Source organism: Anaerohalosphaera lusitana, from assembly GCF_002007645.1.
Classification (GTDB): Bacteria; Planctomycetota; Phycisphaerae; order Sedimentisphaerales; family Anaerohalosphaeraceae; genus Anaerohalosphaera; species Anaerohalosphaera lusitana.
Map to the genome: position 1 here is coordinate 3853106 of NZ_CP019791.1, position 17006 is coordinate 3870111.

General features: G+C 48.4%; 12 protein-coding genes. All 12 read right to left on the reverse strand.

What is annotated here, in order from left to right; all coding sequences use genetic code 11:
* Positions 1-17 precede the first annotated feature (17 nt).
* The 12 genes from STSP2_RS15620 to STSP2_RS15670 all read right to left on the reverse strand — a co-directional run bounded on the left by STSP2_RS15620 (position 18) and on the right by STSP2_RS15670 (position 16932).
* Positions 18-1685, reverse strand: a complete 1668-nt coding sequence (locus STSP2_RS15620) for a sialate O-acetylesterase (protein ID WP_169853278.1) — start codon at positions 1683-1685, stop codon at positions 18-20.
* Positions 1686-1830: 145 nt separating this feature from the next.
* Complete coding sequence (locus tag STSP2_RS15625; RefSeq protein ID WP_146663661.1) at positions 1831-2631, reverse strand: prepilin-type N-terminal cleavage/methylation domain-containing protein; 801 nt, start codon at positions 2629-2631, stop codon at positions 1831-1833.
* Between the two features lie 206 nt (positions 2632-2837).
* On the reverse strand, positions 2838-4007 hold the full coding sequence (locus STSP2_RS15630) for an AraC family transcriptional regulator (RefSeq protein WP_146663662.1): 1170 nt from the start codon (positions 4005-4007) through the stop codon (positions 2838-2840).
* 118 nt (positions 4008-4125) lie between these two features.
* Entirely contained in the window at positions 4126-5652 is a 1527-nt protein-coding gene (locus tag STSP2_RS15635) for a sulfatase (RefSeq protein ID WP_146663663.1), read from the reverse strand.
* Between the two features lie 51 nt (positions 5653-5703).
* Entirely contained in the window at positions 5704-8325 is a 2622-nt protein-coding gene (locus STSP2_RS15640) for an alpha-L-fucosidase (RefSeq protein WP_146663664.1), read from the reverse strand.
* A 15-nt stretch (positions 8326-8340) separates the two neighbouring features.
* The gene (locus STSP2_RS15645) at positions 8341-9132 is read right to left on the reverse strand and encodes a hypothetical protein (protein ID WP_146663665.1); all 792 of its coding nucleotides are present in this window, start codon (positions 9130-9132) and stop codon (positions 8341-8343) included.
* 221 nt (positions 9133-9353) lie between these two features.
* On the reverse strand, positions 9354-9515 hold the full coding sequence (locus tag STSP2_RS17405; RefSeq protein ID WP_169853279.1) for a hypothetical protein: 162 nt from the start codon (positions 9513-9515) through the stop codon (positions 9354-9356).
* Positions 9516-9716: 201 nt separating this feature from the next.
* Positions 9717-10502 (reverse strand): type II secretion system protein, encoded by a 786-nt coding sequence (locus STSP2_RS15650; RefSeq protein ID WP_146663666.1) that lies wholly within the window; start codon positions 10500-10502, stop codon positions 9717-9719.
* 59 nt (positions 10503-10561) lie between these two features.
* Entirely contained in the window at positions 10562-12043 is a 1482-nt protein-coding gene (locus tag STSP2_RS15655) for a FecR domain-containing protein (RefSeq protein ID WP_146663667.1), read from the reverse strand.
* Positions 12044-12091: 48 nt separating this feature from the next.
* A complete protein-coding gene (locus STSP2_RS15660) occupies positions 12092-12946 on the reverse strand; it encodes a DUF1559 family PulG-like putative transporter (protein WP_146663668.1) in 855 nt (284 codons plus the stop codon).
* A gap of 107 nt (positions 12947-13053) precedes the next feature.
* Positions 13054-13599, reverse strand: a complete 546-nt coding sequence (locus tag STSP2_RS15665; RefSeq protein WP_146663669.1) for a sigma-70 family RNA polymerase sigma factor — start codon at positions 13597-13599, stop codon at positions 13054-13056.
* 372 nt (positions 13600-13971) lie between these two features.
* The gene (locus STSP2_RS15670) at positions 13972-16932 is read right to left on the reverse strand and encodes a LamG-like jellyroll fold domain-containing protein (RefSeq protein WP_205847924.1); all 2961 of its coding nucleotides are present in this window, start codon (positions 16930-16932) and stop codon (positions 13972-13974) included.
* Between the last annotated feature and the right edge of the window lie 74 nt (positions 16933-17006).

Here is a 17006-nt window from a genome sequence, read left to right on the forward strand (position 1 = left end):
AGTGTGAGACGTTCTTATCAATCCAGCCAATTATATGCACACGCATCTAAATCAAGCATGTCTACTTTGCCGTCATTATTTAAATCGCAATCATTACAGCCGTAACTGAAGGCGGACACGCTTTTACAATTGCTGTCGAGCCAGTTTTCAGCCAACAAGCCGAAATCAGACAGATCAACCTTGCCGTTCGGCTCGAAATCGCAGGGGAAAAATGTTCGAATAATCGAAACTTCCCACCAGCGGGCATGTTCCAGCAATCCGGTGCCATCAAAATGGACCGAATCGGCAAGCCAGCCCAGATTATGAAAATCATCGGTGTCGGCTCCCTGAAATACAAGCGGATCGCCGGTAATCACCGACTCCTGGCCGGCACGAACCTCTGCTTCCTGAGCTGATGTAGAGTAAGGATGATAAGACGCCAGAGCAACTCCCCAGGGCACATCCCAACCGGCATCGACACGTGTTTGGGCGATGATTGAATTGAGACGGCTCGCATAGACCGATGCGGATGTACCTGCAATACTGTCAGATTCACCCTGGTGCCAGAGGATCGCCCGCATGCCGTTTTCACCCATATCCTCGATGGCCGATCGAATCCGAGTATAGTAAGGTGTACCGGGCACCCATTGACCCACGCGGGTTGCACCGATGCCGGTTGTGACAAAACCAATCGGCACATCAAATCTTGCGACCAGGATATCACCCAACCTCGACCAGGGCGAACCATTGTTTCCATTGGCTATCGGCTGGGGATCATAGGCATGGCGCCAACTGCTGCCGGTCCAGGCCGAAACCGTGTCATGGGTGGGCGTCATTTTAGGCTGGCCGAAGTTGGCCGAATTCGACTGGCCGGAGATGATAAAAACTTCGCCAACTCCCACACGGTCAACGGCAGCCGTCGGTCCCGGTGTTTCGCCGTCGAACGTCCTTATTTCTATGGAATACCAGCCGCCTGCAGCAACAGATAAAGTACCTGAAAAACTGCCTCCGATTGGCGATTCATCGATAATCTGCCAATCCGAAGGAGAACCACTGAAACCGTCCATCACAACTGCCCGAGCCTCGATAAGCGTAAGTGGATCAGCATAAGTGCCCTGCACCGGTACCATAGCAATATCATGATCGTTACGCTGGAAGACCGCACGTGTTTTGGGCTGGGACAATGACAGGTCCGGTTGCTGTATGCCATCTGCATCAAATTTAAAATTAGGCCCGAAATAGCAATCATCAATATCACGGGCGATTTCAAAAGTCGCGGCATCGGCAGTATCAGGCATTGCCGGATTTTCCAGCCCAGTTGCTCTTCCTTCGATCCAGTTAATATTTTCATCCCAGGCGGCAATTCCTGATCCATACATAAATTCGTGGGCTCCCACTTCAACTGCTGCCATGTACGTTGTACCCGCGCGCAAAATCACCGGATCGATCGCTGCAAAATGCGTATTGATCCCGCCTGTTGCTTCGCCGGTGCTGGACGCGGAGATCACGGTGCCGGCAAGCTTTTCACCGGTATCCCAGTTGAACAGGCAAGCTGAGGCATCGGCTGCCATGCCGTCACCGTCAACGTCAAACTTCCCCAGTTCAGTAACTGTGGTTTCGGAATCAACGGTGAAAGTGTAACCGAGGCTAAATTCATAAGTATGGCCTGGAACAGTGGCGTTTGCCGGATTGATCTCAACAGCCACATTGGCCTGAACAATCCCTGCGAAGATAAGCAGAAGGGCTATTATTAACACTATGTTTCTAATATGCATTCTTCGAATTATAAGCCCTTAGACGGATAACTCAAGTACCATCATCAGGGCACAAATGCCAAATCGTAAAATTTGACTACCTGGTTCCACCTGCATGTTTTCGAGCCCACTCGAGGTCAACGCCTTCTTCGTCCTCATGCAACCTTGTGCTGTGCTTCTGTGTCTCGGACATTTCAAATGTGCTCTCCTCGACCCATTTATGGCTTTCTGCATGCCCGTCAGCAAAACCAAAGCAACCGTATGAACCATGCCTGACAGAGAGAGGATCTCTCCACATTCTTTCATCGGTATTGGGCAAAATACGCCAGCTGCCCAGATTCATCCCCCTCCAATCCGTGGTTTCTACGAATACGTATTTTGAGGACGGATTCCTGATCTGCGTAAATCTGCTGACAATGTCTTCTGTGTCAGCGAGGGGCCCATAGGATTGACCATTCATATTCGTTTGAATTTGATAGCTTCGCCATGCCTGCTGTGAGGGGTCCTTGTCTCTTTTGTCACTTGGACAATGGAACGAACCGAGATTTTTGGAATACTCCCAGAGAGTTCCCTGCTCTATGCCATTCTGCTTGTACTCAACACTGACATCTGTATAGTCCCAATCATCCCGGTAAATTTTGTTGCCATCATTATCCTCGGGCAAACTTACCCAGTCTCCATCAGCTCCATTTACAGTACTGGCGCCTACAAGCTTGCCGCCATTTTCCGACTGGTAGGTGAACCACGCCATAGAGAGATTTTTAAGATTTGCAGAGCAGTAGATCCTCCTGGCTCTTTCCTTTGCAATCCCCAAAGCGGGCATCATAATGGCTAACAGCAGGGCAATTATGGAAATGACCACCAGCAACTCGATAAGTGTGAAACCAGACTTCTTCATGACAGAAACTCCTTCTCAAAACCTTTGCGCGGCAATGTAAAATTACTCGTCAGCAAAATATACTTTTGCCAGACTATTATTAGGATAGCATCAACTCAGGGTACCATAAATAGCATATTGCATAATTCTCTTTCGATTTTGCGCAAAGACAGGCATCAAATCTCAGAGAGAAACCCTATGTATCCCAACTTAAACAAAGTAGCTGCTTACGTATCATGATTTTGGAGCCGGTAGTGTATTGGGCTCATGCCGGTTTGCTTCTTGAATGAGGTGGAGAGATATGCGGGGGAGGAACACCCGGTTCGATGTGCGATTTCAGCGATGGACAGATCAGTTCGGACCAGCAGATCCTTGACCGCCTGGATTTTTGTTTTCTGAATATGTCCCGCGATGGTTCGATTCAGTTCGGTAGTAAAACGCAATTCGAGAGCACGGCGAGAAAGCGAGGTGGCGCGGACGACGCTTTCGACCGAAATGTTTTTATGGATGTTATTACGGATGAAGTTTAGAGCGACATAGAGTTCAGTGTCGGATACGGCGAGAATGTCGGTTGACTGGCGTGTTACAACTCGGAGCGGGCGGTGGAGCACGATCCGGGAGTCTGGACGGTTGGCAGCAATCTGCTGGTCGAGCAGTTTGGCTGCGCGATATGATGCGGCTTTGACAGAACGGGCGATGGAACTGAGAGGTGGGAATGTAAAGTTGCAAACCATAGGATCGTTGTCCAGGCCCAAGACGGCAACATCGTCCGGAACGGTAATGCCCGAAATCCTGCACGCATTGAGTACATCACGTGCCCTTTCATCGGTGCAAGAGAAAACAGCGAGGGGCTTGGGAAGGGCTTTCAGCCAGTCGCCGAGGACCTTCTGTTCGTTGAGCCAGTAACGTTTTTTTGGCGAAGTAGGCGGAGTGTAGATGTGGGCAGGTCGACCGGTTGATTCGAGATGGCGTTCATATGATTCGGCGAGAGCGCGGGACCAGAGGAAGCGATCGAGGCCAACGTATGCAAAGTTTCTAAAGCCGCGGTCGAGGAAGTATTCCGCAGCAAGACACGCTTCGTCATCGTGGTCGCCATCTACAGTTATTGTATTTGGGACGGGCTCTCCGGTGTATGGGGAGATGATGGCGGGAATTTTAAGTTCTGTAAGTGTTTTAGAGTCTTTTGGCTGACGCATGATGACGGCATCAGCGCCCCACTTTTTGAGCATTTTCAGCGTTGGTTCTCTTTCGCCCGTCTCGACACGATAGAACGGCAGTTTACGGTAAAATATCCATGGGCCGTAATCGTGAGCATAGTTCGCAATGCCGCGAAGGACATTTCGTCCGTATTCACGTGACGTATCAATCAGAATTGCAACTTTTGAGTTTGCTGGCATTTTTGGTTTACTTACAGGTTGCTATATTGCTGCCCTTTTTTTGACTGAGGTTGGCATTGCTATGATGATGCGAATTCACCGAAATCTTCATTTGGTTTTTGATGAGTTCGAACACCTTCTAGTCAATGAAAGCAGGCAACGGAACAGGCTTGCCGGAGGTTTTGTAAGTCGGCATCTGGGCTTCAGCGTCGATCATAAACAGACGCAGTTCCTCTACCAGACGCTGAGCAATATCCTTTCTCTGCGTGAACAAATTATTCGCTTCGCCGATATCCTCCGCCAGATTATAAAGCTCATACCGCTGATCGGCATGGAAATAGATCAATTTCCAGTCACCTTTTCGAATCGAGCTGTATGGTTTGCCGGTCCCATAATTATGCGGAAAATGCCAGAATACGGCGCGATCTTTTGGATAACCCGGTTTCTGTCTTAGCAATGGGACAAAGCTGACACCATCGACTTTGCCGCCTATTTGGGGGCAATCTTTCAGTCCCGCCATCTCCAGGATCGTTGGAAAGATATCTTCAATAATGATGTAATCATCACAAACTGAGCCGGGTTCGACAACGCCGGGCCATTTCACCATCGCAGGGACTCGAGAGCCTCCTTCATAAGGTGTCAGCTTGTGACCCCTGAGAGGAAGGTTGCGATCAGCCTGTGACGGCTGACCGTTATCCGTCATAAACAGAATAATTGTATTGTCATCAATACCTTTGCTTTTTAAATGACTGCAAATATCTCCCAGGGATTTATCCATACTCTCGATCATCGAAGCGTACGTTGCATCGAAATCGTCAAGGCCCGCATCGATATATTTCTGATAGTAGCGATTGTCTTTTTCCCATGGAGCGTGAATTGCATAATGAGACATGTACAAATAGAACGGCTTATCAGCCGCAACGGCCTGATCCACCGCTTCCAGGGCTTCGATCGTCAGAGCTTCGTTCAAATAGATGTCCTGGCCGTGATATTCTTCCAGATCAGGCACATCCCAGATACGTGAACCGTTACGGAAGGCCGCACTGAAATTGTTAGTCCCGTGATAGCTTCCGGGACCGCCGGCGCAGTGGCCGGCAATGTTAACATCAAAGCCCAGATTTTCCGGCATCTCTCCTGCCAAACCATCGGCTCCAAAATGAGCCTTGCCAACATGAATGGTATGATATCCGGTCTTCTGTAAGAACATCGGAAGCGTCTTGACATAAGCTGTGCGATCTACATCCGGCACAGGGCTGATGCCGTTGACATTCCAGGCAGGCGGATTCAGGGTAGGATGTGGGTGGTCGGGCGAAGCATTGGGCCGAAGCGTCCAATTAGTCACCTTATGACGAGCGGCGTTCATACCTGTCATCAAGCTGATGCGTGATGGTGAACAAACAGCACAAGCATATGCTTGAGTAAACTTCATTCCCGAATCAGCAAGCTGCTCCATGTTTGGAGTGTGATAGCGCTGATTGAGAGCAGTCACCTCGGTGTGGAATGGTTCAGAGGTGTCCTGCCAGCCCATATCGTCGATGAAGAAAAAGATGATATTCGGTTTTTTTGCATTGGCCCCGCCATATGCTCTTGAAGTCATGGCACTTCCTGCCAACACTGCCGATGCACCTAACATGCAAGTCTGTTTTAGAAAATCTCTGCGATTCATTTATTTCTTCCTTCTATTAGCAACAAGTATGTTTCATACTGTCAAGCATTGTCATTGAGCACTGGCAAGCCAGTCGGCTGCCACGATACTGAAATCTTCAAGATCAACCAAGCAGTCACGATTTACATCTGCATCCAAATAGCCCTGAGCCCCGCAATGCATATCAGGGCCATAAACCGCCAATTTCTTTATTTTTGGCGGCGCCACATATTGCAGAATTCTCAGTCGGATTCGCTCAGCGGTCACGGGAGTTATACGCTGAATGCGTTTATGACCAACGGAAATACCTGAAGCGATCTGCTGCCAGGTGGCTCCATCATCATTTGACATCTCCACAACATATTCCCGAACACGTTCACCGAACTCGATATCTTCCATGATGACAACGTGGTCGATTTGTGCTGGTTCAGGCAGGACCAGTTCGACAGTATCACCTTCGACTGTCGATTCCGTTTCCGCAACGGGCCAGCCCACCCGTTTCCTGATCTCCTCACCAAACTCCGTAAGACGCTGTACATCCGCCTCCGGGATCAAACCGCGGTCATCCGGAGTAACGCCGAGGATCAAGGTTGAGTTGCGTCCGACTGACTTATAATACATGTCCATCAAGTCATCAAGCGATTCGATCTTGTTTTCGTCATTCGGCTCCCAAAACCACTCATGGTCACGTAATGGAGCGTCCGCCATTGCTGGGCACCACCATTGACCGTCAGGGTCGCCGGTCGGCTTCAGGGTTCTGTAATCGCCGCAGGTTCCAGGACCGCAGGGCATTGTCGCCCAGTGCGGATAAGCAACGGTTCCGTCTTCATTGCCTCCCCAGCGGGCATCGGCCCGATCCAGACTGTGATAGAAAAGGCAGTTGTCCTGATGAGCTTCAAAAACAGATAACACATCCGGCCCGCCCTGCTCAACGCCGAACGCGCCGCCATCGAACCACAATTCAAAAAGATCGCCGTAGCGGGTGCAAATCTCTTCTACTTCCGCTTCGATCAACGCGTTGTATTCTTCCTGAGTAACAGGACTTCTGTCGGTAACCCGGAAATCGTAAACGCCAAGATACGAGTTCCAGCGGGTTCCCATGTATATCCCGGGCTCGATACTGTACTTACGGCATGTATCAACGAAGTCCCGTACAATATCACCCTGGCCGTTCTGCCATTGTAAAGCTTTCATGGAATACGGATTGACATCCGACTGCCAGAGACGAAAACCCGTCTCATGGCTCGCAGTGAGAATCGCAAATCTTGCGCCGGCTTTGACGGCGGTCTGGATCCACTGATCCATATCATATTCCACCGGATTGAACATATCGATGTCTTCCATCGGGATCTTTGTAACCCGATTCTCACTCTGAACGTAATCCTGCCCGTCAAAAACATGCAGGTCATAATGATAAACCAATCCGAATTCAGCATTCTGCCAGGCCAACTGGGCAGGTCTAGGCGTGGGCAGCCCTTCGTTGTCATAGATGGTAGCATTAACCTCGGGGATATTACCGCCTTCGAATTCACTCCCACCGCCGGTTACGATAAAACCGATCTTGGCTTGTTCCTGCCGGTCCTCGGTGAGCGTGTCATCCTTAGGCGTAACGGTTATCGTCTGCGCAGTAGTGTAATTTGACGGTGTGAAGGTCAAAGATATCGCCTCTCCCCAGTTACCCGCAACAGTACCGGAACTCAGTTTGATGTCATCTTTTGTACCTGTGATGTAAGCCGGATCCACGGTAACGGTCACATCTCCAACCGGTGGAGTGTCTCCTTTGAGGGCAAGGGTAAATGAATCCGAAGTTTCGCCTTCTTCATAAACTGTAATCGAAGGCGGGAATACCTGTCCAACGGAATGAGAATCAACCCACTTATCTCTTAGATAGGTTTCGATCTGCTGACAGTCGGCACTCGATAAGGCACCTGAATAGATCAATACCTCTCCGATCAACCCTTTCCAGGGACGTACCGCCGCGGAATGGTTTCCGATAAAGACATCACCTGTGGCCGAAGGAATGGCAACTGTTGAAGCGGTTCCCTGCAATTGGCTGTTAAGATAAATATCAGAGCGTACCGTGTCTTCATCGTACACATAGGAAATGCAATAGGGTGTCTGGTACGTCAAAGCATTTGTAACGGCCTTACCGTAATTTATGTTGTTGTACCAGACACGTCCGTGAATAGTCTGGTCGGAATCCATCTGCAGGGCCCATGCTCCGGAACCTGATATTAAAAGGATATTACTTGCTATATCATGGACACCTTCAGCATAAACGGCCGCAAATATCGTCATGCTGCTGCCGCTGGGGCAGTTCGAGCCAGTCATCAGATCATCATTTCCAACGAATCTGACGGCCTGCTTACCATTCACAGGCCAGGAACCAATAGCTGGTCTTGCCGTACCGCTGGCTGAGACATCGGCGCCACTGGCAGACTTATCCGTCCAGCTTTCTGCATATCCATCTGAAATACCGGCCTCGCCGCTTCCTTCTGCGACTCCGTCGCCATCCAGATCGTTGCCGTCCAGCCAGAATTGCAGGCCGGTGATGCTGTCCGGATCAAAGCTGGCAAATACCGGAACAGCAGTAATTACGCATGAAATAAAAATAACTAATAAATTCCTGTACATTTTATGCCTGTCTGCTTTCACCGTAATTGACCTTTCATACTTTTTCAGATTATCGCCCATTATTACACCCTGCCCTTAAGGTAAGGTACTGTTTAACCACTGACTGCAAAAAACGACCAAATCAGAAAGATCGACTTTACAATCTTTATTCAAGTCACTGATCTGATACCCCCACTCAATGCACTCTGTCAGATCTCCGTCGCCTTCTCCTGCGATAGTAATATTGTCCAGTTCCCCCGCGGATACACCAAAAACAACTTTGTTGCTGGTTACAGCCGGCATGAAGTTAGTATTAGCGGTAGCGGTTGCATAGTTGGCTGGATCGGCAGCATTAACAACTTCGATGCTAACCTGCGAACCGTTATCGGTGACTGTAAAATACCAATCGCCGGGAACAACGCTCAGGTTTTCTATGTTTTTAGTCATACTGCTGATAGCGTTCCAACCCACGGAATCCTCTTTGGTCATTATATTTACGTTATACTCGTTATTAGCAAAAGAGAAACGTAACCCGGAACCTATAACACCACCATTATTTGGCCATCCCACGGAGTCATATTCACCATTGGAACGTGTCCAGACCACCATAGCTTCGTCGGCAGCAATATATACAGTACCGGTAACCGTCAACGTCCCCTCCACAGCAGGATCCCAGCTTCCTTGAGTCACAAGAAAAGGCCTTGTATCATCCGTTGTGCCGAAGATGACCACGCCATTGGCTTCGGTGACGAAGGCCCCGTCTTTATCCAGCGAGATCCACTTACTGGTATCCAGCACGCCGTCGTCAAAATTATCGGCTACCGGGATGGCCTGGAGGACGCCTGCTGCGCAAATATATGAGATACAAATAAGTACCTGTTTTTTCACCCTTGCGTCTCCCAAACAATAAATATTCTATTGCCAGCCATCGAACCCATGCAGCCAATTATTAAATTACGTTCCATACTAAAATTGAAAGTCTACTTTAATGCATCTTTGTAGAGCTAAGGCGTACCTCTCCGCTAAATATTGAAAGGTACGCCCCTTGTAGTTTAACTTGCTAATTCAATTTAGTTACAGGATTCTACCGGATACAAACCGCATTCGAGTCAGACAGCGACGAATTCGGCAAAGTCAAACAGGTTGACTACACAGTAGCCTTCAAATCCATCAACGCCCTTGACCAGGCCAGTATCACCATATGCAATATCCAGTGCAGGCGGAGGAACGTAAACCTCTTCACCGGTGATTGGATAGGTAAGGCCAACCACATCTTCTTGTGTAAGAGCATAGCTCTAGATCCGCATATCATCCGCAACCCAGTTGTTGCATTTAGAAAAGAGACCACCGCGATAATTTCCGTCCCACTTGACCCAACAAGCAAAAGAACAAAATACCTTCAATCCTGACAAATTACGCGTCTACAAACTTAATTGTCTATTTGCTCTCTTTACAATTCCCGCAAAACACCACTAATAAAATATTATTCCCGCAGCTCCTGCATTAGCTCTGGGTTCCATTTCAGATTTCTTGTTGTATGTGACGCTTCCATCACCGTATCCCAAGGGATTGTCAGTTGCGGTTGAAAACACGTTAAACTTAGTATCCATTTCTACCAGGTTACCACCATGTGAAAGGTCCCAGAAATGCCCGCTACCACCTGCCGCATTGCTGACACGATGTGCGAAGATAGGAGTCCGAGACGTCGCCTCTCCATCATTCTTTGGCCAATGAACCGGGTTGTTGACCATGTTGCCTTCATCATCCCTGAAACTGTACTTGGGTTCCTCTCCAAAGTAGGTATAATTTGCAAGCCACATATATGGGCTTGTAATATTGGCCGGATCCTGTCCAGCGTCCAGATCAACAGAACCCCAACCCCCATATGCACCGTTCTCATGTAAGTATTCGGGATTCTTAAAAATCGAATCTCCGGACCTAATTGATCGTATGACCGGACACAGCATTACATCCAGATCATCGATATAGGGGATCATCGCATGATACAGACTGTCATTACTGCCGTTACTTCTTGCGTATTCGGGGCTGTGGTCGCCATGAGAATGATATCTGCCGTCATTGTCAGTCGCATACAACTTCAGGTATAGCGAATGACTTCTAATGTTATTCGCGCAGTAGACACGCTTGGCCATTGTCTTGACTTTACCTAGAGCAGGCATCATGATCGCAAGCAGCAACGCTATGATAGAAATCACGACCAGCAATTCAATTAGAGTAAAAGCCTTTTTGTTATGCATTATTTGCCCCTTAGACAAGAATAGACTCCGGTTCAATGAAACAGGCGAATACAAGTAGATCAGGGCGATTCAACTAGAATACGTATCTGATCGAAATTACCTGCCACCATCTTTACCATTAACGTTTTTCGATCCTCACTCAGGGTTAATACGTCTAAAGTTGACTCGTCAATCTCTCGCCAGGTTGATGACTCACCGGTGATTCCCCTGTTGATATCATCACTGTAATCAACATTCGGATTTCCGAACAAGGAATCTGACTCGATTATCTTGTCAGTATCTACCAGAACACCAACAATGGGACATCTGAATGCAATCGTCCCATTTAGAACTAGATTTTGCTCAAAACTTGTCCCGCCAACACGATCTATATGAAGTAGAAAACTGTCGACAGGTTTGTCCACTTGCCCGGGGATTGCTTCAGTATCCAGAGTTAGGTCCTGCGATGTATACTGCCCTGAGGATATCAAACCAGTGATCTCATTTTGAAGTGGAACTGATTTTCGTTCCTCAATAAGAAACATTTTGCTGTCGCTTTCAAACGCATCCTGCTCCAGCGATTTCGGGCTGGCACGTAAAAAGTCTATACTTCCTTTTACTTCGACTGACGTGAGCACATCTTTCCATGTCTGTTTGTAAGCATATCGATCGCACGGTATGTCGCTGACAGTGCCCGAACCATAAGAAACCTGTTTGGCCTGCCCGGCAGTCAGAACATTATCATAGTGCTTGTCATAAAGCGATGCCATTTCAACTTTACCATCGAACACACTTACTTCACTGCTTTGGTTCTGCCTTACAGTAACACCAAACTCTGTACCAAGATCGGTGATCTCAAAGTCAGCACTCTGAATTTTGAATCCGTATGCCTTAGGCGGAACACTGCATGCAACCTTGCCGTAATAAAGGAAGATTTCGTCTGTATCGCGCATTTCGAACTTTGCCGGAGACTCAATTATAACGTCTGCTCCGTTGTTGCTGAGTATTCTGGCAAAACCTTTTGTCAACAAATACGGGCTGTCGCCTGTCCAGAAGCCAACTCCGTTTGTCCACCGCACTCCTTCGTCCGTCCACTCTGCATCCACCTGGTCAACGAGCGTAGCAACCTTGATGCTGCCCTCTTTAGGACGGACAAAATTCAGAATGAAAACAACAAATAGAAGTGCCGCGGAACTAATGATAAGTGTAACAATCTGAAACTTACTAAGTTTGTGCTTTTCACGTTGCGGGTATTCCACCTTTTGAATTATGTTCCGGCCTTCCTCTTGTTCGGAAACGACTACAGCCGGAGCTGTCATCTCATACTTGCTCAACTCCGCCCAAAAGTCAGAGCTTATCGGGTCTGATAGACTACTTTGGCTGAGATCGATACCGTTCTTCAGCAAAGCCGTGTTTTTCATAAACTCTCGATAAAACTCTAGTGCCTCAGGAGATTGAGCGAGCTGCTGGTTTAACACGGATAGTCCGTGATCAGTTATCGAACCGTCCATCAGCCCCATTATGAGCTTGCACAGTGCTATTCTTTGATCGTCACTAATCATTCGTTATGTCCTGATGTTCATACTATCTCAAATATACTGCTAAAAAGCTCAGTCCAATATCTGGGCCGTGCCTTTGAAAAGACCCAGGAGCGCTCGCAGGTTATAACCGTTCTGGTTTGGCAGATTAGGTCTGTCCTGACTATCACCCCAGAAATCATCTGCATTTATGGCTTCTTTGTCATTGCTGAATACAACATGGCCGTCTCCATGAAGCACATTGATACCTGCAGGCTTATTCACCCCCGCGCGGTGCATTACGGTATTCTGTGTATCGATAAGGTCAGCGGCCAGACTCGTGCTAGAAGTCATGTTTGAAACCTTATAACCTACCATGTGAACCTTTACGTCCCGGTTGCTGCTTCCACACTGGATAACTTCCCTGGCACGTACTTGAGGGATATAGCTGTAACTTACTCTTACCGCCGCACTGTTGGAGTTACCTGGTGGATTCTTGACAAAAGGCCAGGAAAGGCGACCAATATAGGGTTCGTAAGAATAAGTCTTGCTGACGGTACGTGCTGAGGGACAATAAAATACTTTAGGATCCTTCAGATAATCTGTGGTGATCAGCCACGTCATATTATATGGATCACCTATTATTTTGTCTTGATCAGAGGTTGCGTTCGGGTTGATGTGGCAAGCAAAATATGCCGCCCAGCCTGCATAACCTGCTGTGCCTCGCCAGTTTTCTTCCATCCAGCTTGGAGGCACCTTATTGTTATTATCAGTTGCATAAGTGAGCATGCTGATTCCGACCTGTTTTAGATTGGAACCGCAGGTCACACGGCGAGCTCGCTCTTTGACCATGCCCAGTGCGGGCATCATAATGGCCAAGAGTAATGCGATAATCGAGATCACTACCAACAATTCGATGAGGGTAAATCCGCCTTTTTTCAAATTCATGTGTTTTATTCCCGCTTTAATTCCAGTGTTTTCCGCCAAACAACTTTACAACAAAACACGATCATTGACTCAGGTCACTACTCTATGCCGCTACCAGTCTGCAGGCACTATTCATTCCGTCCGGTTGCTAAATTGTTTTGGATGCATCGATACAAGAGATTATGTATCCGTGCTAATGTATGGTAGATACCTGTTTTCGATCGCCCCAATACTTCAGCGATCTTGCTCATGGGGTAGCCCTGGTAGTATTTTAGGCTCAGTATTTCCTGGTCGCGACCATCCAGTTTCTTGCGGCACTTTTTCAGGACTGCCAACCGCTCTGCCAAACGCTCTTCTTCTTCCATTTCGCTCATCTCTAATTCAGCAATGCGAGTGTACAGGTCAGGATTCAAAAGAGGACGTGACTTGCTGTTTTTCCGCAAGAAATTCAGGGCCTTGTTCCTTGCGATAGTGATGCCCCAAGCAGTGAAATTCGACCCTCTTTCGAACCTGGAAAAGTTTTCCAGCATTGCTGCTGCGGTATCCTGCAAAAGGTCCTGAGCATCGCTTTCATTGTGAACCATCGCGAAAAGGAAGCTCAAGATGCGGGTCTGAGACTGTCCGTAGAGCTCAAAAAACTCTCTATTCCTATTATTTTGCGAGCTTTCACTCATGTCTCTAAGCCTTATCGCTCATGTTTACACATTTTTGGCTTGTCTTTTCGTGCTTAACACTATGTTAACAATTTGCCACCCTTTTTTTGATGAGTAAAATTGAAAAATTACTAACATACTTGTTTGCAGATGACATATTTGCATAGATGAGGCCTCTACGAGCAAAAAAACAGCCGCCTCGCCCCAACATATCCCATATGCAAACAGATTCGTCTTTCCAGGGCCAGTTACTGCAAAACAACCATCCTGAAACAACCATTTACTGGAATTTTTCGCCAATCCTGACCATGGCTAAATTCGGTTAAGCCAAAAAAAATATGGCCCCAGCACAGTGCCAGAGCCATATTTTGTTAACATCTTTAAAGTCGCTGATTACAGATTACTCGCATCCAGCAGCCAGTCCTGAGCCAAGTAGACGAAATCCAAGAAGTCGACGACACAATCGTCATTGATGTCCTCGTCAAGTATTTTGTACTCGTTGAGGCAGAGCTTCGTGGTGACATCGTCTTTGATCAGGAAGAAGTCGCTAAACTCTTCGGTGGCACCGGAGGCATCGCCGCGGTAGAACCTGATCTGATATACTGCGGTGGCAGCACCATTTGGGATATCCCACACGTACTTGTGCCACTGACCATCGTGTGAGCTCATATCGAACCAGTCTCTGTAGATTCCGTCGTCATTTCGGCTGTCGATACGAATGTCGGCAGAACCGCTCGTGCTTTCCTGATAGACCCAGTAGCCGAACTTGTCAAACTCGCTGAAGTCAACATCCTGCGGAAGTCCTATTGTAATGCCGTGAGCCCAGCCACCTTCTGAATCATCGTATGACCAGACCATTGTACGATTACCTGGATCGTGATTTTCATCAGCCGGAGTGGGGCTGAAATTGAGTTCCACACTACCAACGGCCCAAGTCGTACCGTCGCCTTCCCAGGGTGCTACGTAGTCGGTCAGCTGCGGTTCCTGATCAGGGAAGTTAGGATCAGCCCAGTTTTCGTGATCCAGATATGCATACTCAGATGGCGGGAACTGTTTGGTGTCAGTGAGCCACTCCGTTGCTAGTTGTTCGAGATCGTACATATCAACTCGGAGATCGTCTGTGAGATCAGTCTTCAGGTCACGAGTCGTGAAACGCCATACGTCACTCTGCCACAGCGGATTGCCCGACCCGTCTGATTCCACAACATACCAGTAGTACGTCGTGTCGAGATCCAGGTTGAAACCAAAACTTGCCTCAGGTGAAGTCAAGCCGGCAATAACCGATGGATCCGTCAGCGGATAGTTCGGATCGTAGTCAGGAGCATCCAGATCCGGTGCCGTCGTGCTGTAGTAAACATCGAACAGCTCGGACCCCTCGCCAGCATACCAGCTCAGATCAGTGTCGAACGGCACACCAGTGGCGTTGTCCGCGGGAGAAGGATAAACCGGCGCGTCGACGAGATCTTCATGCGGCAGAGCATAATTGTAAAGCTTAACGTTATCCAGGTATCCTCCAAATGGAACCAGGCCATCTCCTCTCAAGGCACCAATAGTAATCGGCTCTCCGGTTCCTGTACCAAGTGAGAAGTCAGAAGTGCCGGCCCAAAGGCCATTGATGTAGAATCTTACATTTGATCCGTCGAATGCAATTGCAACTTTGTTCCACTCATTGGCTGTTACCTGTTTAGTGCTTGTTCTCGTAATATCCCACGTACCTCTCCTCGCAATACTTACAGTACCATCTGCGTTGACAGTAGTATGGAACATCATGCCGTCTACAGACCATCCGGTCCGCTTGGACAAAAGACCCCCGCGAGTGACGCCGTCCCACTTGACCCAGGCATGTATCGTGAACTCGCCTGTCTCTGCGGTGGGATCCCACGTGCCTGCTGTCGATGCTTGATCTGATGTGAAAATTCCAACAGCGCCTGTGGCATTGCCGTCGGCATCTGTCACGAATGTTGGTGCAGTCGTACCGACCTTAGTCGCATCATGCCCATAACCCGAAACATCCAGGTAAGTGTTGTTGCTGAAGTCACTCTGATCCATCGTCCAGTGTGCCTTGAGTGTTTTGAGGATCAGATTAGCGGGCTCAGAGGCCTCACTGCCTGCACTGTTCGTCAAAACACAACGGTACATCGCTTCATCAGCGGCTGTTACGCCGGCAATCGTCAGCTCAGACGTATTCGGTGTGCTTGCTTCATCCAGCGTGACAGTCCCGGGTGCTGTGGTCCAGCTAGCACCGCCATCGGTGGATTTTTCCCATACATTTGAAGTAATCGCAGACTCGGAAACAAATTCAACTGTAAAGACCGCATCCTCACCTGCGAACAGCGCTTCACCGGTCGGGGTAGCATCGTCAATTGCAGGTAAAGCGGGAATAGTCGTAAAGCTCCACGCATCACCTAAAAAAGGCTCTGTGACGCCAGGCTCATATGAGTCAACTATCCAGTAATAAGTTGTGCCGTTTGCCATTGGACTCGGACTGGGTGAAATGGTCGTGATATCTTCAACACCATTGGTCAGTTCAGTCAGCCCATAGTTCGCCAGACTGTAGTTCGGCTCATTCGTGCCGAAATAAACCCTGCAACCATCCTGAGTGTAAGCTTCCGGAGCCGTCCAGCTAAGATCTGTGTCAATAGCTACATCTTCAGCTCCATCAGCCGGCGTTGGTTGACTTGCTGCGGGATTGGCTGAGTTGATATACAAATTATCAAACTCTACGCCGAAACCGTTAACGGCCACCTTATGGCTGGTTACAGCCGGCACGTCGGAGATGTTTGCGGTAGCGATTGCATAATTACTCGGATCGGCAACGTTGACAACTTCGAGAGTGACCTCCGAACCTGTATCGGTGACCGTAATGTTCCAATCGCCTGCTACGCCATAAGTCAGGTTACTAGTGTCTTCCTGAAGGCTGCTTACTCCGGCCCAAGCCGCTCCGTCTGCTGCCTTATACATTATACCTGTATTATACTGGTTGTTCATGAAAGAAAAACGCAATCCGGTACCGATAACGCCACCCATATTTGGCCATCCAGCGGTATCGTATTCACCGTTGGATCGTGTCCAGATCACAATACCTTTGCCTGCGGGAATGTATGCAGTAGTGGTAACCGTCAACGTTCCCTGGGTCGTAGGATCCCAACCTCCAACAGTCGCCATGTAAGGCCTGGCGTCCACCTGGGTCATGGTTAGATATCCGGGGTATTCGAGAACTTCAGACCCATCCTTTACCACCGGGATCCACGTACTGGCATCCAACTCGCCGTCCGTGAAATTGTCGGCCACCGGAATGGCCTGAGCAGCGCCTGCTACGAGCAGACATAACATTAGCATTATTAATTTCTTCATCATCTTACTCCTTAAAAATACATTTTATTTATTAGTCACTCCGAAAACGCCTCTTCGTCAGGCAATTCCCGCAA

What these genes read in the sequence shown, in the direction of transcription:
- STSP2_RS15655 (WP_146663667.1), bottom strand. Translation starts at nt 12,043, where the DNA reads ATGATTAGTGACGATCAAAGAATAGCACTGTGCAAGCTCATAATGGGG.
- STSP2_RS15665 (WP_146663669.1), bottom strand. Translation starts at nt 13,599, where the DNA reads ATGAGTGAAAGCTCGCAAAATAATAGGAATAGAGAGTTTTTTGAGCTC.
- STSP2_RS15625 (WP_146663661.1), bottom strand. Translation starts at nt 2,631, where the DNA reads ATGAAGAAGTCTGGTTTCACACTTATCGAGTTGCTGGTGGTCATTTCC.
- STSP2_RS15660 (WP_146663668.1), bottom strand. Translation starts at nt 12,946, where the DNA reads ATGAATTTGAAAAAAGGCGGATTTACCCTCATCGAATTGTTGGTAGTG.
- STSP2_RS15630 (WP_146663662.1), bottom strand. Translation starts at nt 4,007, where the DNA reads ATGCCAGCAAACTCAAAAGTTGCAATTCTGATTGATACGTCACGTGAA.
- STSP2_RS15635 (WP_146663663.1), bottom strand. Translation starts at nt 5,652, where the DNA reads ATGAATCGCAGAGATTTTCTAAAACAGACTTGCATGTTAGGTGCATCG.
- STSP2_RS15640 (WP_146663664.1), bottom strand. Translation starts at nt 8,325, where the DNA reads ATGGGCGATAATCTGAAAAAGTATGAAAGGTCAATTACGGTGAAAGCA.
- STSP2_RS15650 (WP_146663666.1), bottom strand. Translation starts at nt 10,502, where the DNA reads ATGCATAACAAAAAGGCTTTTACTCTAATTGAATTGCTGGTCGTGATT.
- STSP2_RS15670 (WP_205847924.1), bottom strand. Translation starts at nt 16,932, where the DNA reads ATGAAGAAATTAATAATGCTAATGTTATGTCTGCTCGTAGCAGGCGCT.